Annotated in this window: 17 protein-coding genes; 11 read left to right on the plus strand and 6 right to left on the minus strand. The window is 32.9% G+C overall.

Annotated features, from left to right (window positions below; translation table 11 throughout):
* The first annotated feature begins 47 nt into the window (after nt 1–47).
* The 3 genes from Q0822_RS11680 to Q0822_RS11690 are packed head-to-tail and all read left to right on the plus strand — an operon-like array spanning nt 48 to nt 4,793.
* A complete protein-coding gene (locus tag Q0822_RS11680) occupies nt 48–1,685 on the plus strand; it encodes a M1 family metallopeptidase (RefSeq protein ID WP_299123805.1) in 1,638 nt (545 codons plus the stop codon).
* Between the two features lie 31 nt (nt 1,686–1,716).
* Complete coding sequence (locus Q0822_RS11685) at nt 1,717–4,182, plus strand: Plug domain-containing protein (protein WP_299123807.1); 2,466 nt, start codon at nt 1,717–1,719, stop codon at nt 4,180–4,182.
* 38 nt (nt 4,183–4,220) lie between these two features.
* Nucleotides 4,221–4,793 (plus strand): YdeI/OmpD-associated family protein, encoded by a 573-nt coding sequence (locus Q0822_RS11690; protein ID WP_299123809.1) that lies wholly within the window; start codon nt 4,221–4,223, stop codon nt 4,791–4,793.
* Here Q0822_RS11690 and Q0822_RS11695 read toward each other — a convergent pair whose 3' ends face one another.
* Genes Q0822_RS11695 through Q0822_RS11705 form a run of 3 tightly spaced genes read right to left on the minus strand, consistent with a single transcriptional unit; the run spans nt 4,794 to nt 7,186 of the window.
* Nucleotides 4,794–5,522 (minus strand): response regulator, encoded by a 729-nt coding sequence (locus tag Q0822_RS11695; RefSeq protein WP_299123810.1) that lies wholly within the window; start codon nt 5,520–5,522, stop codon nt 4,794–4,796.
* Nucleotides 5,519–6,565, minus strand: coding sequence for a histidine kinase (locus tag Q0822_RS11700; RefSeq protein WP_299123811.1), 1,047 nt, complete (start codon nt 6,563–6,565; stop codon nt 5,519–5,521). The genes Q0822_RS11695 and Q0822_RS11700 overlap by 4 nt, the downstream gene beginning before the upstream one ends.
* 15 nt (nt 6,566–6,580) lie before the next feature.
* Nucleotides 6,581–7,186, minus strand: coding sequence for a hypothetical protein (locus tag Q0822_RS11705; RefSeq protein ID WP_299123813.1), 606 nt, complete (start codon nt 7,184–7,186; stop codon nt 6,581–6,583).
* Nucleotides 7,187–7,370: 184 nt separating this feature from the next.
* Between Q0822_RS11705 and Q0822_RS11710 the strand changes: the two genes are divergently transcribed.
* Entirely contained in the window at nt 7,371–9,773 is a 2,403-nt protein-coding gene (locus Q0822_RS11710) for an outer membrane beta-barrel family protein (protein ID WP_299123816.1), read from the plus strand.
* Nucleotides 9,774–9,791: 18 nt separating this feature from the next.
* Nucleotides 9,792–10,388: a hypothetical protein gene (locus Q0822_RS11715; protein ID WP_299123818.1), complete on the plus strand. Its 597-nt coding sequence runs from the start codon at nt 9,792–9,794 to the stop codon at nt 10,386–10,388.
* A gap of 94 nt (nt 10,389–10,482) precedes the next feature.
* On the opposite strand, the gene Q0822_RS11720 is transcribed toward Q0822_RS11715, so the two are convergent.
* Entirely contained in the window at nt 10,483–11,946 is a 1,464-nt protein-coding gene (locus Q0822_RS11720) for a magnesium chelatase (RefSeq protein WP_299123820.1), read from the minus strand.
* A 2-nt stretch (nt 11,947–11,948) separates the two neighbouring features.
* Entirely contained in the window at nt 11,949–13,085 is a 1,137-nt protein-coding gene (locus Q0822_RS11725; RefSeq protein WP_299123822.1) for a VWA domain-containing protein, read from the minus strand.
* A gap of 155 nt (nt 13,086–13,240) precedes the next feature.
* Between Q0822_RS11725 and Q0822_RS11730 the strand changes: the two genes are divergently transcribed.
* From Q0822_RS11730 to Q0822_RS11740, 3 genes are all read left to right on the plus strand, one after another.
* The gene (locus Q0822_RS11730) at nt 13,241–13,540 is read left to right on the plus strand and encodes a hypothetical protein (protein WP_299123824.1); all 300 of its coding nucleotides are present in this window, start codon (nt 13,241–13,243) and stop codon (nt 13,538–13,540) included.
* Between the two features lie 144 nt (nt 13,541–13,684).
* Nucleotides 13,685–14,278: a hypothetical protein gene (locus Q0822_RS11735; protein WP_299123826.1), complete on the plus strand. Its 594-nt coding sequence runs from the start codon at nt 13,685–13,687 to the stop codon at nt 14,276–14,278.
* Between the two features lie 81 nt (nt 14,279–14,359).
* Nucleotides 14,360–17,572 carry a hypothetical protein gene (locus Q0822_RS11740; RefSeq protein ID WP_299123828.1) on the plus strand — a complete coding sequence of 1,071 codons (3,213 nt, stop codon included), beginning with the start codon at nt 14,360–14,362 and terminating at the stop codon, nt 17,570–17,572.
* A gap of 48 nt (nt 17,573–17,620) precedes the next feature.
* Here Q0822_RS11740 and Q0822_RS11745 read toward each other — a convergent pair whose 3' ends face one another.
* A complete protein-coding gene (locus tag Q0822_RS11745) occupies nt 17,621–18,256 on the minus strand; it encodes a Crp/Fnr family transcriptional regulator (protein WP_366125107.1) in 636 nt (211 codons plus the stop codon).
* A 150-nt stretch (nt 18,257–18,406) separates the two neighbouring features.
* Here Q0822_RS11745 and Q0822_RS11750 point away from each other — a divergent pair, with 150 nt between their 5' ends.
* The 3 genes from Q0822_RS11750 (at nt 18,407) to ccoN (ending at nt 23,257) form a co-directional block, all read left to right on the plus strand.
* Nucleotides 18,407–20,782 carry a heavy metal translocating P-type ATPase metal-binding domain-containing protein gene (locus Q0822_RS11750; RefSeq protein WP_299123832.1) on the plus strand — a complete coding sequence of 792 codons (2,376 nt, stop codon included), beginning with the start codon at nt 18,407–18,409 and terminating at the stop codon, nt 20,780–20,782.
* 74 nt (nt 20,783–20,856) lie between these two features.
* Nucleotides 20,857–21,042, plus strand: coding sequence for a cbb3-type cytochrome oxidase assembly protein CcoS (gene ccoS / locus Q0822_RS11755; protein ID WP_299123834.1), 186 nt, complete (start codon nt 20,857–20,859; stop codon nt 21,040–21,042).
* 10 nt (nt 21,043–21,052) lie between these two features.
* The gene (gene ccoN, locus Q0822_RS11760) at nt 21,053–23,257 is read left to right on the plus strand and encodes a cytochrome-c oxidase, cbb3-type subunit I (RefSeq protein WP_299123835.1); all 2,205 of its coding nucleotides are present in this window, start codon (nt 21,053–21,055) and stop codon (nt 23,255–23,257) included.
* The last annotated feature ends 3 nt before the right edge of the window (nt 23,258–23,260 follow it).

Genomic DNA, 23,260 nt, shown 5'->3' on the forward strand with positions numbered 1-23,260 from the left:
ATGACTATCATTCCTGCGCTGACAGGAATCTTAAATAATTAATAAATATGATTAAAAATTTTATAGTTTTTATAGCTCTTTTGTTTAGTACATTAATAACTAATGCCCAATTACTTCAAGACAAATCAGCCTTCACAAGACAAGATACATTAAGAGGTAGTATTACACCAGAACGCGAATGGTGGGATTTAACCTATTACCATTTAGATATTGAAATAAAGCCAGATGAGAAGTTCATTTCAGGAAAAAACTCGATTCAATATAAAGTTTTGAAGCCTAGTAAAGTAATGCAAATCGATTTGCAATCTCCGATGGAAATTATAAAAGTACTTCAAGACGGAAAAGAACTAAAAATTAACCATCAAGGGAATGCACATTTTATAACATTGACCAAAAATCAAAATATTGGTGAAGTAAATTCGATTGAAGTTCACTATAAAGGTCAACCAAAAGAAGCAAAACGTGCACCTTGGGATGGCGGATTTTCGTGGAAAAAAGATCAAAATGGTAAACATTTTATAGCAACATCTTGCCAAGGTCTCGGAGCAAGTGTTTGGTGGCCAAATAAAGACCATATGTATGATGAAGTTGATAGTATGCTTATAAGCGTTACCAACCCAAAAGGATTAATGAATGTTTCTAATGGACGTTTAAAAGCGTTGATGGACAATGGCAATAATACTATAACATCGCATTGGTTTGTAAACAATCCAATTAATAACTATGGAGTTAATGTAAATATAGGAGATTACGTAAATTTCTCTGAAGTATACAAAGGTGAAAAAGGTGATTTGGACATGGATTACTGGGTGCTAAAAGATAATCTTGAAAAAGCCAAAGAGCATTTTAAAGATGCACCAAAAATGATGAAAGCTTTTGAGCATTGGTTTGGACCTTATCCTTTTTATGAAGATAGCTTCAAATTAGTTGAAGTGCCATATTTAGGAATGGAACACCAAAGCTCTGTAACTTATGGCAATCAATATAAAAAGGGTTATCTAGGAAACGACTTGTCACAAACAGGTTGGGGTTTAAAATTCGATTTTATTATTATTCACGAAGCTGGTCACGAATGGTTTGCGAACAATATCACATACAAAGATGCCGCAGACATGTGGATACATGAAGGGTTTACTGCCTATTCAGAAAATCTGTTTTTAGACTATTATTACGGTAAAGAAGCTTCAGCTGATTATGTGATTGGCACACGAGCTAATATACAAAATGATAAACCAATTATCGGAACATATAACGTAAATAACGAAGGTTCTAGTGATATGTATTACAAAGGCGCAAATATGTTACATACGTTACGCCAATTAGTCGAAGATGATGTATTATGGCGAGAAATTCTTCGCGGTCTAAATACAGAATTTTATCATCAAACGGTTACTACAAAACAGATTGAAGACTACATGAGTAAAATGACAAAGAAAGATATGACGGCTTTTTTTAATCAATATTTGAGAGATATTCGTATTCCAACTTTAGAGTATAAAATTGAGAATAATGAACTTAAATTTAGATATGTAGATATCGTTAAAAACTTTGATATGCCAATTGAAGTAGAAATTAACGGTAAATCAGAATGGATATTTCCTAGTTCTCAATGGAAAACTAAACCCATTAAAACATCTGATTTTAAAGTAGACAGAGATTATTATATTGAAGTCAATAAAATCTAGTATTTGGCATAATTAAATCCTAAAATCTAGAATGAAAAAAGGTCTTGCATATTGCTCCTTGCTTTTTCTTTTAAGCTCATTTATTATTTCAAACAACAATAACTTTGCCGACTTAATAATAGAAAAACTTCAAAATTATAGAGATATTGAGTGGCCTGAAAAAGTATACCTTCATACAGACAAAGATTTGTATTTGCTAAATGAAACTATTTGGTTTTCTGCATATTTAGTCAATGGCATCACCAATAAAAAAAGTACTAAAAGCGCTGTGCTTTACGTAGAACTGATTAATGATCGAGACAGTATTGTTGGCAAAAGAAAATTGTACTTCGAAGATATAAGCTCTGGAGGTGATTTTAAAATTGAAAAAGAATGGAAAAAAGGCAAGTATGTATTACGAGCATACACCAATTATATGCGTAATGAAGACCCAACTTATTTTTTTAAAAGGGAAATAGACATTTGGGAAGTCGATAAAAAAGATAGTCTAAGTATTTTAAATAATGATACACCATCAGAAAAACCTACTTATTCTGATGACCGTCCAGATTTACATTTTTATCCAGAAGGTGGATATTTAGTGGAAAAATTAACCAGTAAAGTTGCTATTAAAATTAAGGATGAAATCTATGACAAAACACACCTTAAAGGGTATGTCGTAGATGAAGATGGCACCCTTATTTCAGATTTTAAAACTTCAAACTACGGTTTAGGCTATTTTTATATAACTCCAAATTCTAATAAAACATATTATGCAAATCTAGAGGTAAATGGGTCCTTTTATAAATATCGTCTACCAAAAGCATTACCGTTAGGATATAATTTAAGTGTTAGCTATAAAAATGATAAGCTATTAATAGATGTTAAAACAACAACAGAAAAAGGACTTTCCAATTCTTACTTAATAATTCACCAAAGAGGAGATATCCTTTTTGAGAAATTAGAAACCACAGATAAAACTAATTATTTCATTAGCCTATCAACCAATGATTTACAAGATGGAGTAACACACCTAACATTATTTAATCCTGAAGGTAAACCCGTTTGTGAGCGTTTAGTTTTTATTGAAAATCCTAAAAATAAAGCCACCATTAAAATTAAAAAAAACAAAGAGGTTTTGGCTATCAAAGAGAAAGCTTTTTTACAACTCAATGTGGAAAATTATATAGGTGCAAATCTTCCAAGTCATTTATCACTAAGTGTTAGAAATTCCAACACAATACCTTATAATAATAATTCTGAAAATATTAAATCATGGTTATTACTCAACTCTGATTTAAGAGGAGAAATTAAAAATCCAGGTTACTTTTTTTCCGAAACTAAAGATTACAAAAAGAAATATCTATTAGATTTAGTGATGATGACTAATGGATGGAGACGTTTCACATGGCAAGATCTACTCTACAGAAAAAATAAAACTTCGCCTTATAATATTGAAAAAGGTATTATTATTTCTGGTAACACCAAGCTACTAAATACGCCATATACACTGACACCTGCTTATACATCATTAACATTTCTCGGAGAAGAAATAACACAACAACCTATTCAAAAATCTAACGCTGACGGTAAATTTAGTTTTGGCCCTTTTATAATTTATGATTCTATACCAACCATTATTCAATCGAGATTGACAGATTTTAAATCTAAAGAACAAAAAGATAGAGAATTATCAATTTCAATAAACGAGAATATTCCTAGTCCAAATATTATCAAAAATATCAGGAAGAAAACCCACCTACATAATAAAAATGAAGCCACTAAGTATTCAAATATAAATGAATATATAAGAGATATTAATTTTCAATTTAATCAAAACAGTGAAAAGTTGGATGAAGTCGTCGTTGTTGGAAAAAAGAGAGCAGAGAAGAGCTTAAGAGAACAAGAAATGAGAGATATCGCAACATTTAACTTTCCAAGTTATAGACTAGATGTAGAATCAGATGAAACCTTAGAAAATCAACCTCTTACTTCGCTACTGGCTCAATTTCCTGGATTAAATTTTACTGGAAGGAGTTTTTTTATAAGAGGAAGCGCAGGTTCCCCTAAAATTATTATTAATGACATAACAACTGATTTAGATGAACTGTTAAGTATACCTACAGATCAAATTTCGTTTATAGATTTTTATAGAGGCGCAAATTCAGCAGTTTTTTCTGATGCTAGTAATGGAGTACTTGTTGTTTATACCAGAAGAGGAAAATTTACATCTACAGGAAAAAGAAAACCAGGTATTATCAACTTTATTACCAAAGGTTTTTACACTGCTAAAGAGTTTTACTCACCAGATTACACCAAAGATATTGCTGAAAATTCTAAATACGATTTACGAAAAACACTTTACTGGAATCCTAAAATTAGAATTACAGCCGAAAATAAGACACAACAAATTTCGTTTTTTACAAGCGATATAAGAGGTGATTATATTATTGAAGTTGAAGGTATTTCAGAATCAGGTATTCCTTTACATCAAATTAGTACCTTTTCAGTAGAATAAATATGATATTAAATTAATAGCTATAAAATTTAAAACCATTGGAGATTCCAGAAATTCATTTTGAACGCGATACGGACTGGTACGATTGGCTTTTAACTAATCACGATAAACAGAAAGCCATATATCTCATCTTTTATAAACTTGAAACCGGAATACCAACCATGCGTTGGGAAGAAGCCGTAAAAGTGGCACTTTGTTTTGGCTGGATAGATTCGACAGTAAAAAGTCTTGGTGGAGGAAAACGTATCCAATACTTCTCGCCTAGAAATCCAAAAAGTAACTGGAGCGCTCTAAATAAGAGATATATTATTGAATTAGAAGCTCAAAGTTTAATTCAGGAATCCGGATGGAAACTTATAGATTTAGCTAAGAAAACAGGAACTTGGACAGCAATGGATGATGTTGAAAATGGTATTGTTCCAAAAGAATTGCAAGATGCTTTTGATAGCAATCCTCGAGCTTTTGAAAATTATTTAGGTTTTTCCAAAAGCTATAGAAAAGGGTATTTATCTTGGCTCAATAGCGCAAAACGTAAAGCTACTAGACAAAAAAGAATTAAAGAAATTATTAAGCTTTGCTCAGCGAATATAAAAAGTCGTAATGCGTGGTAATTAATACATCAACTTCTTAATATTTTCCATGTAGCCTCTACTCACTCTTACTATATCACCATTTGTCATCGTAACATCATAGCTTTTTGAGTATTTATGCAATTCTTTTACAGCATTCAAATTAATGATTGAAGAACGATGTACTCTTATAAAGACAGTAGAATTTAACTTTTCCTCTAAAGCAGAAATGCCATAATTACTTACATAGGTTTTATCCTTTGTTACTAATTTTGAGTAATCACCATAAGCCTCAATCCGAATAACTTTTTCCAATTCTATGGTCACCAGCTTATTTTGAGACTGCACCAAGATACGCTCAGGTGATTTCGTCGTATCCATGAGCAAACTTTCTGCTAAAGGTCTAGCCTTATTTTCTGATGTATTCAGCTTTAATCTATCTACAGCAACTTTAAAACGTTCTTTTGTGTATGGCTTTAATAAGTAATCCACAGCATGAACTTCAAATGCCTTTAAAGCATATTCATCATAAGCGGTTGAAAAAATAATTTGTGGTAATTCTTCTATATGCGTGAGCACGTCAAAGCCTGTCATACCTGGCATCTGTATGTCTAAAAACACTAAATCTGGTTTAAATTCATTAATTATCTTTACAGCATCTACTCCATTATTAGCCTCACCTAACAACACCAATTCTGGGTAATCGTCTAGATACTCTTTAATTAAGTGACGTCCTGCAGATTCATCGTCTACTATAATTACTTTTCTCATATAGCAAAAGATATTTTTAAACCCTTTGGAGTATTATCAGATAGATTTAAAGTGCTTTTATACATTTTCTCTAAACGAAGCTTAGTGTTTGTAAGACCTATTCCTTTATCAAATACTGAAGTCTTGTCCTTTATACCAACACCAGTGTCTGTAATTTCAAAATGCAACTTATCATTTTTCTTAAAAATATGAATGGCAATTTTTCCTCCTTCAATCAAAGAGGATAAACCGTGCTTAACGGAGTTTTCGACTAAAGGTTGTAATAACATTGGTGGAATCATTTCATTGTTTAAATCTTCGTCTACTGAAATTTCGACTTCTAAGCGTTCTTGAAAACGCTCCTTCTCTAAATCCAGGTATTTATTGACAAATTCCAATTCTTCATGAAGTGGCACTTTTTCAACTTGCGATGCTTTTAATTGATAGCGAAATAAATCAGATAATTCAGCTATTAAATGCCTCGTCTTTTCGTTTTCAGAAGGTACTGACGCACTAATCGTATTAAAAATATTATATAAAAAATGCGGGTTTAACTGTGCTTTAAGTGCTGAGAGTTCACTTTTTAGAGCTGCAGTTTTTAATTCGCCTTCTACTTTTATTTTTTTCTGATTTTCTAAAAAATAGCGATAAGCAAAAAAGCATCCGAATTGAATATATAAGAATAACGTAGGAATATACCAATCCCAAATACCTGATTTACCTGGTAAATGCCACTCATTTAAATAATCTAATAACAAATATCTCGACTCTCTAACATAATACGCAACTACAGGAATAAGTAATGCTACAAAAATAATCTGTACAACTGTTCTTTTCTTTTTAAAGAGCTTAATACCGACAAACCAAATAAATATCGAGGCAATGAAATAAAACACATACTGCATACCAGACATTGACCAATAACCTTTAAGGTTAACCCAACCAAATAGTCCTTCTCTTTCATAACCATCTCCTAAATACCATAACACTATTCTATATATCACTGAAAAGAACAGATAAAATAAGGCAATAATTAGAATTTCTTTCTTTTTAATACTTTTCATAATTTATTATTTTACTTACTCCCAAACCCACGATACCTCTGAAGTCTCAGGATTATAGCTAATTATAAGTATTCCTTTACTTGTCAACATGTTATATGCTTCAGAGACTTTAATTTCATCTCCATCCTCCCACGCTCTCGCATCACCATCATCATATTTAAATACCAATCCGCCCTCAAAAACGAGTAAAATGTTATAACGGTCTTTAATAGTTTCAGATTTGGTAATCTCCTTACTGACTAAATGAGGTGTATTAGATTTTATTTTGATATCATCATATTTTTCCTTTGATTCATTCTCTACTTCATAAGTTTCCATTTTTCTTATATCAATTTGCAAAACAAATATTTCTAAAGTACCACCATCTATTTTAATGACTTCCATGGTTTCACTTAATGGAAATTTTACTTCCAACGTATATTTTCCATTCACAGTAATTGCATCATTTTTTCTTATTAGTCTACTGTTCCCATTTTCGTCAATTAAATTCATAACAACGTTCTCAGGATATTTAAAGCTCTCAGCATCATTTTTTTTGATAAATACAAAGTACTCTTGTGCTATTGAGCATTCAAATGAAGTCAATAAAATTAAAAAAATAAATATTACTCTAATTTTCATTTTGATGAGTTTTAATCAAATATAGCTTAAGCATCTCTCTAAACTAAATTCAAACAGTTAAGTCGTCCTATAGACCGATGAATGGGAATACCAATTTATCCCCTTATATGCCAACTTAACAGTTTTGACGTGTACAACATAAGCAAGTGTCTCATATTTGTATCAGAAATTAAATCTAATTACCATGAAATTTTTTATAGCGCTATTAATTCTAACCACTTGTGGATTAACCACAGCACAAAATACAATTACAGGGAAGATTGTCACACAAGATCAAAAGCCTGTTCCATCCGCTATACTTTCATTGCTCAATTCTGATTCCAATGCCTTTATTAAAGGTGAACTTTCTAACGATTCAGGAAATTTCAATTTTAAAACTATTGAAAATGGTTCTTACATCCTTATAATTACAAGCTTAGGCTTAAAAGACTATAAGTCTGAAATTTTTGTACTAAACTCTAATAACAAAGAATTTGGTACCATTATAATGACAACAGATTCAGCAGAGCTAGATGAAGTCATTGTGGTTGCAGAAAAACCAATGATTGAAGTTAGAGCTGACAAAACGATATTTAACGTTGCAAATACCGTTAATGCTATTGGTGATTCTGGTTTTGAGTTATTAAGAAAAGCTCCAGGCATAATAATCGATAATTCAGATAATATCGTTGTTGAAGGGAAAGCTGGTGTTTTGGTCTATATTGATGATAGACCTTCTGTATTACGAGGTCAGGATTTGGTAAACTATCTAAAAACTTTACAGGCAAGCGACATTGAAGCTATAGAAATTATTACGCAACCCTCTTCTCGTTTTGATGCTGAGGGAAACGCAGGCATTATAAATATAATCTTAAAAAGGGATAAATCCTTGGGCACTAATGGTACAGTTGCTTCGAGTTTAACAATAGGTGACTTTGCTAGGACTAGTAATTCAGTGTCCTTTAACAACCGAAATAAGACAACCAGCTTATATGGTACGTATAGCAATAACTTCGGAAAAAGTACAGGTTTCATTAATCTCGATAGAACTCAAAACGGAACCAATTTTAACGCAATGACAACGAGTATTTTTGATAATAACAGTAATAATATAAGACTGGGTTTTGATTATTACGCCAACAAGAAATCAACTTTTGGAATTATAATGAATGGGAATTTCAGTAATTCATCTAATGAAAGTGATTCTCGTACTCCAATTACATTAAGCGGAGATAATAGCCCTTCCGAAATTCTTATTGCTGGTAGCGATTCTAATAACAGAACGGCCAACCTCTTTACCAACATCAACTACAGATTTAAAGATACACTTGGTCATTCATTAAATATTGATTTAGATTACGGAAAATATAATAGTGCAAGAGAAAATCTGCAACCCAATCGCTATTTTAATGGTGACGAAACCCAAGTTTTAAGCGAAAATATTGTTTTCTTTGATACACCTATTGATATTTCAATCATTTCTGGCCAAGCAGATTATGAACAAAACTTCCTAAAAGGTATCTTAAGTCTTGGAGTAAAATATTCTAAAGTAAAAACCGAAAACAGTTTTGATGCATACGATAGAACTAATGGTATCATTGATTTAGACGAAACTCAGTCTAATGATTTTGATTACGACGAGCAAATCAATGCAGCTTATTTTAATTACAGTAGAAAATTAGAAAAATTCAATATTCAGTTTGGACTTCGTGTTGAGAATACCATTTCTTATGGTCTTTTAGAAAGTATGCAAAATAATGTAAATGATCGTGTAGAACGTAACTATACCAATTGGTTTCCTAGTGGTGGTTTAACATATCAGATTAATCAAAAGAATAGTTTAGCATTAATTTATAGTAAACGAATTCAAAGACCTAACTATCAAAGTTTAAATCCTTTTCAGTATCGAATCGATGAGTTGTCATTTAGACAAGGTAATCCGTTTTTGCAACCACAATACACAGATAATATAAAACTATCGCATACTTATAATTACAGATTAACAACATCACTAAGTTATAGTTTTATCGAAGATTTTTTCGCACAAGTAACCGAAGCTGTTGGAGACGATCAAAATTTTATCATACAAAGAAACGTTGCAAACCAAAAGATCCTAAACCTTGGAGTTTCTTATCCAACAAAACTTAACGACTGGTGGAGAATTTACCTTAGTATCAACGCTTACAGAAGTATTTATGAAGCTACAAATCCAGACTTTGTATCGACAGAACAAAATACCTTAAGTCTGTATGCGCAAAATACATTTAAACTTCCAAAAGGCATAACGGCGGAAGTTTCTGGTTGGTACAGTTCACCATCAGTTTGGGGAGGTACATATGAAATAAAAAGCTTAGGGTCATTAAATATTGCATTTCAAAAACGATTTTTTGATGACAAACTCACTACTAGAATTGGTTTTAATGATATTCTCTTTACATCACCATGGCAAGGAACAACACGTTTTGGTGACTTATTTATTAATGGGAATGGTGGTAATGACAGCAGACAAATACGTTTTAATCTCACTTATAATTTTGGACGAGATGAAGTTAAAAAGACACGCAAACGAAATACAGGAATAGAAGACGAAAAAAACAGAATAGATTAATAATTAAAAACCAATATTATGAAAGCAAAACAACTAACAACATTAATAGTATGCATAGGTATTGCTATGGCAGGATATTCACAAAAAACATATCTAAAAATTACAAAATCAAAAAAAGCGAACGACTATGAGATGTATCCACCAGGCACAAAGTTTGAACTAAAAAATGAGCAAGGTTACATAGTCTTTAAAAATAGTGACCAGCCTGGTATTATTGAAATTGATGAAGACTATACGCTGTATATTTACCCTACTTGGAAAGAAGATGCGGACATATTTGAACTTACCGAAGGTAAAGTTGAAAAAATACTAGCAGATAGCTATTCAGAAGAAGATAGTGACGATCATTCGATAAAAAGTAATGGAATCTCAGCCAATTACACTGTCAGTGATTCTAAAGAAAGAGAGGGTAAAAAGAATTTAGAATTTAAGCTTAGTAATGGCATCACATTTATCTATGAAGACGATAAATATAGAGCATATCTAAATGAAAAACACAATTATATTAGAATTGAAGGTAAATACCTTATCCAATCAGAAATTGGCACTTTAAAAGTAAGTTTCAATCCAAATAATGGTGTTGTTTGGTGGGTTTTTGAACCTGTAAAAGAATAATAACCCTACTTTAAGTTAGTCTGTCTTTACGAGCACAAGAGCTAAGGCGTCTCACAACGAGATTACTTAGCTGTGCTCGCAAGGACAACTTATTTTATAATCCACTTATATAACTACCGTAAGGATCTTTAATCTGCAAGCCTTCTGAATAGCGATACTTGCTCAGTTTTTTAAATTGTACCAATCCCCAAAGAATAAACTCTTTTTCAAAATAAACATCACGATTATCTATATCTGGCTGATAATCTGCGAGTAAAGCATCAAGAGGTGTCACCTCATCTAATTTGGCTTTATAAGTAGCATCATCAAAATCATCTAATAATTCAAATCCATCTCCGTTGAAAAACCAAGATATTAATTCGTCATATGGCGTTTCTTCCCCTTGTTTTTCTAACTTTTCAATTTTCGGAAAGTATTTAGGGAATAAGGTTTTAATCGCTTCATCCATTAAGACATTTGCTACAAAATCTGCACCTTCTTGTTCCCCTTCATAAACCAATTCTACTTTACCAGTTATCGCAGGTATGACTCCAACGAAGTCAGACAATCGTACTGTAGTTTTATCGTCTCCAGCAATTAAAGCTCTACGCTCTGCTGTACTCAATAAATTTTCAAAAGCCGTTATACTCATTCTGGCACTGACACCACTTTTTACATCTACATATTCACTTTCTCGAGCTTCAAAACTAATTTGTTCTAATAAGTCTTTTGCTAAATCTGGTACATAAACGGATTCTGATTGTCTCGAATCTAGTCGTGCCTCTTGAGACGTTATACTTCTGGCAGTATCAATTGTTTCTGGATAGTGCGTTAAAATCTGACTACCAATTCTATCCTTAAGAGGTGTTACAATACTTCCACGATTGGTGTAATCTTCAGGATTTGCGGTAAATACAAATTGCATATCTAAAGGTAGTCGCAACTTAAATCCCCTGATCTGAATATCACCTTCTTGTAAAATATTAAACAGTGCCACTTGAATACGTGCTTGTAAATCTGGTAATTCATTAATAACAAAAATGCAACGATTAGCTCTAGGAATCATACCATAATGAATAACGCGATCATCTGCATAACTCAATTTAAGATTAGCTGCTTTTATGGGATCCACATCACCTATGATATCAGCTACTGTAACATCTGGAGTTGCTAATTTTTCAGCAAAACGTTCATCTCTATGTAACCAAACGATAGGTGTGTCATCGCCTTTCTCATTGACTAATTCAACTGCATACCTAGAAATTGGTTGCAATGGGTCATCATTTATTTCTGAGCCTTCTACAAATGGAATATACTCATCTAATAAATTAACCATCATACGTGCTAAACGTGTTTTTGCTTGACCTCGTAATCCAAGGAGATTAATATTATGACGAGAAAGAATCGCTCGTTCTAACTCTGGAATTACCGTATTTTCATAACCATGAATCCCTTCAAAAGTTGTGACTTTATTTTTAATATTCTCAATCAGATTATCGCGCAATTCATCTTTTATAGATTTTGACTGATAACCAGCTTTTTTTAATTCGCCTAATGTTTTAATGTTTTCAATATTCATCTTTATCCTTTAATTCTTTTTTTTCTGTTGTTTTCGTAATCTTCAAATATCATTTCGCCCAGCCCTTTTAATCCTGTATAAAACGCTTTACCTCTATTGGCTTGGGTAAATTCACGTATAAATTGCATCAAATATGGATCCTCGGCAATCATAAACGTCGTAATAGGTATATGTAAACGTCTTGCCTGTTGGGCCATAGCATAACACTTATTAGTAATAAATGGGTCTAACCCATTACTATTTTTATAATACTGTCCATCTGGCATGCGCAAGCAACTTGGTTTACCATCTGTAATCATAAAAATCTGTTTGTTGGTATTTCGTTTTCTACGCAACATATCCATTGCCAATTGTAATCCTGCAACGGTATTGGTATGATATGGTCCGACTTTTAGATACGGTAAATCTTTAATTTTAATTGGCCATGCATCGTTTCCAAAAACTAAGATTTCTAAAGTATCTTTAGGGTATCTTGTTGTTATCAATTCCGATAAGGCCATGGCAACTTTCTTTGCAGGAGTAATACGATCTTCACCATACAATATCATACTATGGCTAATATCAATCATCAATACCGTACTCATTTGGCTTTTATGAAGTGTTTCCTCAACAACTAAATCATCTTCGGTTAAATTAAAATCACCAATTCCATGATTTATTTGAGCATTTCTAATGCTTTCAGTAATAGAAACCTTGTCTAAAGCATCACCAAATTGATAGGCTCTAAAATCACCTGTATGTTCATCACCTAAACCGACACCTTTACTCTTATGATTACCAGAACCACTTCGCTTTATTTTTCCAAAGATATGGTCTAAAGCTTGTTGGCGAATCGCACGCTCTGTTTTAGCGGTAATCGTTGTTTTACCTTTGCCATCACCATTTCCTGTGGGATCAATTTCTTCTCTTATATAGCCTTTGTTTTTTAAATCTTCGATAAAATCATCAATGGTATACTCTGGTGTGGTTAATTTATACTCCTTATCGAGTTCTCTTAACCAATCGATGGCCTCATCAAAATCACCAGACGTATATGTTATAAGCTCTTTAAAAATTTCAAAGAGCTTTTCGAAAGGAGATTGATTTGGTGCTTCGTAGGTTTTAAAAACGAAACCTTTACGTAATTTGTTTTTTATCATAGCAAGATAAATTTACTGCTTTTTTTGTTTAAACAGCCTAATGATTTGTTAAAGCATCTTCTAAGTTCTTTTAATAATCGATTGAGTTAAAAAAAACAAAATATTTGCTTTAATTTCAATTTTGTAACTTAGAAAAATAACTAACAAAAATTAAAATGAAAAATTTACTTATTACAGCTCTATTATTTTTATTCACAATGACATTTTCTTGCAAGGAGACTGCAAGTGACAAACTTGAAGAAACTATGGAAGAGCATTCAGAAAATCTAGAAAATAGATCGGAAAACATTGAAGATGCTACAGAATATGTTGAAGATGGTTTTGACGACTTGGAAGATGCTATTGAAAATTTCAAAAAAGCTTTAGAAGGTGTTGAAAATTCTAAAGACAGGCAAGAAATAAGAAAAAGAATCAATAAAATAATTGACGATCTAGATTTGAAACAACAGGATTAAACCAAGCTAGAATTAATCTATTTACAATCAATTTAAACTACAAAATAACTTATAGTTTCAATTAAAATAAAAAGTTAGCGTAAGGATTTAAGTATATTTTAGATTCTTGCGTTTTTATTAACTTTACTTCAAACAATTACTGAAATGTCTGAAGAAATTGAAGAGCAAATCGAAAAACCTAAAAAAGGAATTAAATGGACTACAGACAAAATAATGAGCTCCTCAGCTTTGTTTATTAGTGTCATTTCTCTTATTGCATTATTGTATCAATCGTATTTGGCAAGAGAGGAAAACAAATTAATTCAAGTACAACAAAGTGCTTCAGTATTACCATATTTAAGTCAATGGTTCAGTTATAAATCAGGAAGTTTTAAAATCATTATTGGCAATAAAGGAGTTGGGCCTGCATTTATAAAAAAAGTTGAGATGACCTTCATTAATCAAAAAAATGACACGTTATCTTTTAATAATAGTGATCATCTATTCAGAACAATTTTTAATAATACAATAGGGTTGGACTCTATCAGCTATTCCACAAGTACGTTTACTGAAGGTCTTGTACTTCCTGCAAATGAAGTACAAGAAATAATAGCCTTAAAAGATAGGAATGCCATTGAAACATTCCGAAATACAATTGTTCAAACTGATTTATCTTACAGAATAACCTATGCAGATGTGTATGGTACAGAATGGGTTATATCTGGAGAAGAAGAAATTCCCTTAAAGCTTGAAAAATAAAATCTTACATTAACATCTCTTTTTCAATTCTGTAATTTCTTTTCCTTAATTTTAAGCATTAATTAACCAACTTTTTAAAAGATGAAACGTTTTTTCTCAATAGTTATGCTATTCTGTATAACTATGCTTTCCGCTCAAGAATTTTCAATGGATATGGTCAAAAATATGACACCTCGTAATATTGGTCCTGGTGGCATGTCTGGTCGTGTAACTGCTATTGATGTTGTAACCAATAATCCGGATGTGATGTATGTTGGTACGGCTTCTGGTGGGTTATGGAAATCTAATTCTGGAGGTATTACTTGGGAACCTATTTTCGATAAAGAACTGACAGCTTCCATTGGAGCTGTAGAAATTCAGCAATCTAATCCAAGCGTTATTTGGGTTGGAACTGGTGAAGGAAATCCAAGAAACTCCCTAAATGGTGGCTATGGAGTCTATAAATCCCTTGATGGTGGAAAAAACTGGATGGCAATGGGTCTTGAGAAAACACGTCATATTCACAGAATCATTGTCGACCCAACAAATCCAGATGTAGTATATGTTGGTGCTATTGGTTCACCTTGGGGAGAACATCCTGAACGTGGTGTTTTTAAAACCACTGATGGTGGAAAAACATGGGACAACATCTTATTCGCAAATAATAAAACTGGCGTAGCAGATTTAATAATGGATCCTACAAATCCAAATAAATTGATTGCTGCCATGTGGGAACACAAACGTGATCCTTGGTTCTTTAATTCTGGAGGAGAAGGTTCTGGGTTACATATTACTCATGATGGTGGAAAAACATGGAAAAAAATCACAGAAGACGATGGATTTCCTAAAGGAAATCTTGGTCGTATTGGAGTTGCCATTGCCCCAAATAAGCCAAATATTATTTATGCTTTAGTTGAAGCTAAAAAGAATGCTTTATATAAAAGTGAAGATGGAGGTTTTAAGTGGAAAATGGTTAATGACAAAAGTGATATTGGTAATCGTCCGTTTTATTATTCTGAAATCTATGTAGACCCACAAAATGAAAATCGTGTGTATTCTGTGTTTACGTATGTAAACGTATCCGAAGATGGAGGAAAAAACTTTACGCAGTTGATGCCAGCTTATGGAGTTAGTAATGGTGTGCATCCAGATCATCATGCATGGTGGATTCATCCAGAGAACGGTAATTTTATGATTGATGGTAACGATGGTGGTATGAATATCACGAAAGATGGTGGAAAATCTTGGCGTTTTATTGGAAACTTACCTGTAGCGCAATTCTATCATATTAATGTAGATAATGAATATCCATATAACGTTTATGGTGGAATGCAAGATAATGGGTCTTGGAGAGGTCCAGCTTACGTTTGGCGCGCTCAAGGCATTAGAAATAGCTATTGGCAAGAAATTAGCTTTGGAGACGGTTTTGATGTTGTTCCAGATAGAGATGATTCACGTTATGGATGGTCCATGAGTCAACAAGGATTTGTAAGCCGTTACGATTGGCAAACAGGAAACAACTATGGTGTTAGACCAACACATCCAGATCCTGATGTGCGCTTACGTTTTAATTGGAATTCTGCAATCAATATAGATCCATTTAATAATAGTACACTTTACTTTGGGAGTCAGTTTGTACATAAATCCACAGATAAAGGTGAAACATGGTCTGTTATCTCACCAGATTTAACTACAAATGATCCTGAAAAACAAAAACAATCTGAGAGTGGTGGATTAAGTATGGATGCAACTGGTGCAGAAAATCATACTACTATTTTAGTAATTGAGCCTTCACCTATTGAAAAAGACATGCTTTGGGTTGGGACTGATGATGGTCGCATACATTATACACAAGACGGAGGAAAAACTTGGAATGATGTTTCAAAAATTAAAAGTTTACCTGAAGGAAGCTGGATAGCACAAATAAAAGCGTCTAATAAAAATAAAGGTGAAGCACTATTAATTGCGAACGATTACAGACGATTTAATTACAATCCATACGCCTACAGAACCAAAAACTATGGAAAAACTTGGGAACGCATTGTAGACGAGAGTGATGTACAAAGTTACACACTTGCTATTGTTGAAGATATAGCAGAACCTAATTTGATGTTCTTAGGAACTGATGATGGTTTATATGTATCAATAAATGCTGGAGAGAAATGGACCAAGTGGACTGAAGGCTTTCCAACAACATCTGTAAAAGATTTAGTGATTCAACCACGTGAACACGATTTAGTGATTGGAACATTTGGACGTGCGGCTTGGGTTTTAGATGATATTAGACCTTTAAGAGAAATGGCTAAAAACAAATCAGTAATCACTTCTAATATTAAGCTTTTCAATCCACCAACAGCTTATCAAGCTGCATACCAGCAACCCACTGGTAGTCGTTTTGGAGGCGATGCACTTTATCATGGAGAAAATCGTGGTGGAGGTGCTCGTTTTACTTATTTGTTCAATAAAAAAGAAACCAAGAAATCTGATGTAAAGTCAGATTCAAAAAAAGGCGATAAAAATGTAAGTGATAAGAAAGTTGACCCAGAAAATAAAGTAAAATGGGATTCACTAACATTAAAATTATACGATGGTGATAGATTAATTAGAACTTTAAAAACTAAAGCACCAAAAGAAAATGGTATTCATAGATGGACTTGGTATATGGATGAGGCTGGTGTTAGTAGACCATCGAGAACTATCAGAAAACAAACCAGAGAACCTGGAGGAGTTTCTGTAAAACCAGGTACTTACAAAGCTATAATTCATTATGGAGACCAAATGTCTGAAACGTCAGTAAAAGTAGAATCAGATCCAAGATTAGAAGTGTCAATGAAAAATATTGATGAAGTTTATACTACAGCTAAGCAATTAGAACGAATGCAAAAAACTACTGCAGATGCCATAAAACAACTTGTTGAAAGTAAAGGCATAGCAGAGAAGTACAAAAAAGAATTATCTAAACTAGATAAAGACGTCTATAAAGAGCAAATTGAAGCTTCAAAAACTATAGTAAAAGCTATAGACAGTCTAATTGATAAGTATTTAGGTAAAGTCGATAAACGTCAAGGTATTACCAGAAATCCAGAAGTAACACCTTTACAAAGACTAAGAACAGCACAAGGTTATGTATATAACAGTCAAACTGGCTTAACCTCAACAGAAACGACTTTAATAAAGCACGCTAAAAATGCTATAGGTGAACTCTTAGGAGAAACAAATAGCTTTTTTAATAAAGAATGGGAAGACTATCAAACTAGTATGAAACAGATTCAAATGGATCCGTTTAAGGAAATTAAAACGTTTAGTATAGATTAAGGAATTTTAATAAACAAAAAACGCTCTAGATACTAGAGCGTTTTTTGTTTATTCTACCCACTTAAGGCCATTAGTGTCTTCAACCTTTATGCGTTTTCCCGATGTGGAAATAAAACCTTCTTTTTTAAACTGAGAGAGAATTCTGATTGCTGACTCCGTAGCAGTGCCAACCATATTGGCATAATCTTCACGAGAAAGGACTATGCTTAAAAAACCGTTAGAATCAACACCAAAGTCATTATGGATGTATAAAAGTATTTCGGCCATTCTGCGTTTTACAGATTTCTGAGCCATATTTACTAAGGATTCATCAGACACTTTTAAATCCTCTGCCATTTTCTTTAAAACATCCATAGTGAATTTTGGATTTTTTTGTAAATCATTCATTATTTCACTTTTGGGAATAAAGCACATTTCCATATCGTTTAAAGCCACAGCACTAAGATTTGTCTTTTGTTCAGTAACTAAAGAGCGTTTACCAAGTAAGCCTCCTTTTACAACCAGTTTTACAACTTGGTCTTTTCCGTTTTCGCTCAATTTGGTGAGTTTACAAACACCGTCTTTGACACAATATACTCCATTTAGGGTATCACCTTCCTCAAAAATAACTTGCCCCTTTCTATAGACTTTGCCTGTTTTACACGCTGAAACACGCATAAGCTCTTCTTTTGTCAAAGATTTCAATGAATTGAACTCTTTGATAATACACTGTTCACATTTACTCATACCTGATATTTTTGAACTAGCTCAAATATACTAATTACATGACAAATATCATATTTTAAATATTAAGGATATATCACCTTTGTTACAGGTATGAATGAGCAAATAAAAATGGAAAACAACACTTGTTTTCATTGTGGTGATAATTGTGGCAATAACACAATTACATTTCAAGAAAAGTCTTTTTGTTGTAACGGATGTAAAACTGTTTTCGAAATATTTAACGAAAATGATTTAACATGTTACTATGATTTACAAAACTCTCCTGGTGCAATTCCAAAAGAAATCGAAGGGAAATATGATTTTCTAACTCAAGAGAATATCATTGAAAAATTAACAGAATTTAGAAGCGATACTTTAGAGATTGTAACACTTTACATTCCACATATTCACTGTAGCTCGTGTATTTGGATCTTAGAGAACTTAAACAAGTTAAATTCAAATATTTCTGATTCTCAAGTTAACTTTGGAAAGAAAACAGTTAGAGTTACTTATAATTCTACTGAAACTGATTTAAAGTCTGTTGTTTTATTGTTGAGTTCCATTGGTTATGAGCCGTATATAAGCTTAGACGATTTTAAATCAGGGAAAAAGCATATCAATCGTACCTTAATTTACAAACTCGGTATTGCAGGATTTGGGTTTGGAAATATTATGTTTCTGTCCTTTCCTGAGTATTTTGAAATTAATGAGTTTTGGTTAGAGCAATACAAACATATGTTCCGGTGGTTGATGTTTGCGCTTTCTATTCCTGTTGTTTTTTATTCCGCTCAAGACTATTTTATTTCGGCATTTAAAGGTTTAAAAGCCAAACTCTTAAATATTGATATTCCTATAGCATTAGGAATATCTGTATTATTTGTAAGAAGTACTATTGAAATTGCTTTTGATATAGGCTCAGGTTTTTTTGATAGTCTCGCAGGTTTAGTATTCTTTCTTTTAGTTGGAAAGTTTTTTCAACAAAAGACCTACGACTTTTTATCATTTGAGCGCGACTATAAATCATACTTTCCTATCGCCATAACTAAAATAAATAAGGAAGGATATGAAGAAACTATTCAGGTTTACGATATTGAAAAAGGAGATCGTATTTTAATCCGAAATGAAGAATTAATTCCTGTTGATGGTATTTTAATCAATGGAAAAGCTAAAATCGATTATAGTTTTGTTACTGGCGAATCTCAAACCTTATCAAAACATTCTGGAGATAAATTGTTTGCAGGAGGCAAGCAAACTACAGGAGTTATAGAACTAGAGGCTATTAAATCTGTTGAGCAAAGTTACCTTACTCAACTATGGAGTAATGACGTTTTTAGTAAAAATAAAGAAGATGGCTTTACCGACATAACCAATACGATAAGTAAACATTTTACAATTACAATTTTGAGTATTGCTATTATCGCTACCGCATTTTGGTTATTTACAGATCCCAGTAAAGCTATGAATGTGTTTACGGCAGTTCTCATAATTGCTTGCCCTTGTGCTATTGCCTTATCCGCACCATTTACTTTTGGCAACTTATTACGAATTTTCGGAAAGCTTAAATTTTACATCAAGAATGCCAGCGTTATAGAACAATTAGCTCAAATCAACACCGTAATTTTTGACAAAACAGGAACTATTACATCTAACAAAAGTAGTAATGCTGAATACGATGGTGAACAACTTTCAGATACTGAGAATTTAGTACTTAAAAATTCGCTACGTGGTTCTAATCATCCATTAAGCAGAACCTTATATTATATTCTTGATGAGTACAACATTATAACATTAGAAAACTTTGAAGAGCACATTGGTCAAGGAATCGAAGCTAGACACGATGATATAAATCTAAAAATTGGATCTGCTAACTTTGTTGGTAATGCCGCAGAAAATGCAGTTTTAAACACCACTGTTCATGTAAGTAGTAATGATGTTTATAAAGGAAAATTTACTTTCTATAATAGCTACAGAAAAGGTGTTTCAAAACTATTCAACAAATTAAAAAAACATTTTGATTTAGTTATTCTATCTGGTGATAATGAAGGTGAACGCGAAAACTTAAAAAAGCTACTACCAGCAAAAACCAAGTTAATTTTCAATCAAAAACCTGAAGACAAATTAGAGTATATTAAATTTCACCAGTCCGAAGGGGCAAAAGTATTAATGGTTGGTGATGGCTTAAATGATGCAGGAGCATTAGCACAAAGTAACGTTGGTATTGCAATTTCTGAAGATGTAAATGTCTTTTCACCAGCATGTGATGCTATTTTAGATGCTTCAAAATTTCATCAATTATACAGTTACATTATAGCTTCCAAATCAGCTATAAAAATTATTAAATGGAGCTTTTTACTCTCCTTTTTCTATAATATCATCGGTTTATATTTTGCTATAACAGGTCAGTTAGCACCTGTCGTTGCGGCTATATTAATGCCTTTAAGTTCTATTAGCATAGTTGTGTTTACAACAATATGCACCAATATTTTAGGAAGAAAATTAAAATAAATATTTCAACATGATAAAAGTCATGTTTTAAAAAAAGGTTCAGCTTTATTTTTGAGCCATAACTTCAAATAGGTATGAGTGTTATATACATTGTTTTAACGGTTAGCGTCATTGTTGGCATAGCTTTTTTCATCATTTTTTTATTGGCTGTAAAATCTGGTCAATATGATGATAGCTATACACCATCGGTGCGCATGCTGTTTGAAGACGAACTCGTAAAAGAAGAATTAAAAGAATCAATAAATACAAAAACTGACTAATACAATAAATATGGAAATGCAACAATTCTATTACGATAATAAAATCGTTAAAAAATTCCTTTACGCCACCATTCTTTGGGGAGTTGTTGGGATGCTTGTAGGTCTAATTCTGGCCTTTATGTTTCTATTCCCAAATATGACCGACGGTATTTCGTGGTTAAGTTTTGGGCGTTTAAGACCATTACACACCAATGCAGTGATTTTTGCCTTTGTAGGTAATGCCATATTTGCAGGTGTTTATTACTCTCTACAGCGTCTTTTAAAAGCTAGAATGTTCAGCGATATGCTGAGCAATTTTAATTTTTGGGCTTGGCAATTACTTATTGTTGGTGCAGCAATTACATTACCATTAGGCTATACTACGTCTAAAGAATATGCAGAGTTAGAATGGCCTTTTGACATCGCTATTGCTCTAATTTGGGTAGCTTTTGGTGTGAACATGATTGGTACTATTCTTAAACGTCGTCAAAGACACTTATATGTTGCTATTTGGTTTTATTTGGCAACATTTGTTACTGTTGCAGTACTTCATATTTTTAATAGTTTAGAATTACCGGTTAGTGGCCTTAAGAGTTATTCCGTTTATGCAGGTGTACAAGATGCATTAGTACAATGGTGGTATGGACATAATGCGGTTGCATTTTTCCTAACGACACCATTCCTTGGCTTAATGTACTATTTTGTGCCAAAAGCTGCTAATAGGCCTGTTTATTCATATAGATTATCTATAGTGCATTTCTGGTCATTGATATTTATATATATCTGGGCAGGACCTCACCATTTATTATACACAGCTTTACCAGAATGGGCTCAACATTTAGGTGTTGCGTTCTCAGTAATGCTTATTGCTCCTTCTTGGGGAGGTATGATAAACGGATTGTTAACCTTACGTGGAGCATGGGATAAAGTTCGTACAGATCCTGTTTTAAAATTTATGGTCGTGGCTATTACTGGTTATGGTATGGCAACATTTGAAGGGCCTATGTTATCACTTAAAAATGTTAACGCCATTGCTCATTTTACCGATTGGATTATTGCACACGTGCATGTCGGTGCACTAGCATGGAATGGATTTTTAGCGTTTGGTATGATCTACTGGTTAATCCCTCGATTGTTCAAAACCAAACTACATTCTGTGGGCTTAGCTAACTTACATTTCTGGATAGGCACTTTGGGTATTCTCTTATATGCATTACCTATGTATGTCGCTGGTTTCACTCAAGCAAGTATGTGGAAACAATTTAGACCAGACGGTAACTTATTTTATGGTAACTTTTTGGAAACAGTAACCGAAATAATGCCAATGTACTGGATGAGAGCTATTGGAGGTACACTCTACATTACTGGTATGCTTATTCTAGTTTACAATGTTATTATGACCGTTGTAAGATCTAATTCTAAAGTTACAGATGAATTGGCAGAAGCACCAGCTTTGCAGCGCGTATCTAAGCGCAGAGTTGCTGGAGAAGGATGGCATACTTGGTTAGAACGTAAGCCAGTTTTATTAACTATATATGCTACAGTAGCTATTTTAATTGGCGGTATCGTTCAGATTATCCCAACAATAGTTGTTAAATCGAATATTCCAACTATAAGTAGTGTGAAACCCTATACACCTTTAGAATTAGAGGGACGTGACCTATACATTAGAGAAGGTTGTGTTGGCTGTCATTCACAAATGATTCGTCCATTTAGAAGTGAGGTAGAACGTTATGGAGAATATTCCAAGGCTGGTGAATTCGTTTATGACCATCCTTTCCTTTGGGGAAGTAAAAGAACTGGTCCAGATTTACATCGTGTTGGTGGTAAGTATTTAGACTCTTGGCACTTTAAACATATGTATGATCCACAACAGATGTCTACAGGTTCTATAATGCCTGCATATCAGTGGCTAATCAGAGATGAGCTAGACAAATCAATGACAGAAAAGAAAATGGAAGTGATGGTAACATTGGGTGTTCCTTATTCCGAAGAAGAGATAGTAAACGCTCAAGATTTAATGAATGTACAATCAGAAGCCATTGTAAAAAATCTGATAGAGGATCCTGATTTAGCAGAATCTTTCGAAAGAAGTAAACAAGAAGCCTTGGCCGCTGGTGAAGATTATGTAGAAATGAAAGACCGAGAAATTGTTGCTCTAATTGCGTATTTGCAACGTTTAGGAACAGATATAAAAGTGAAAGATATAGCTAACGAAACCGCTCAAAACCAATAATAT

The sequence above is a fragment of the uncultured Winogradskyella sp. genome (assembly GCF_947496485.1).
Taxonomy (GTDB): Bacteria; Bacteroidota; Bacteroidia; order Flavobacteriales; family Flavobacteriaceae; genus Winogradskyella.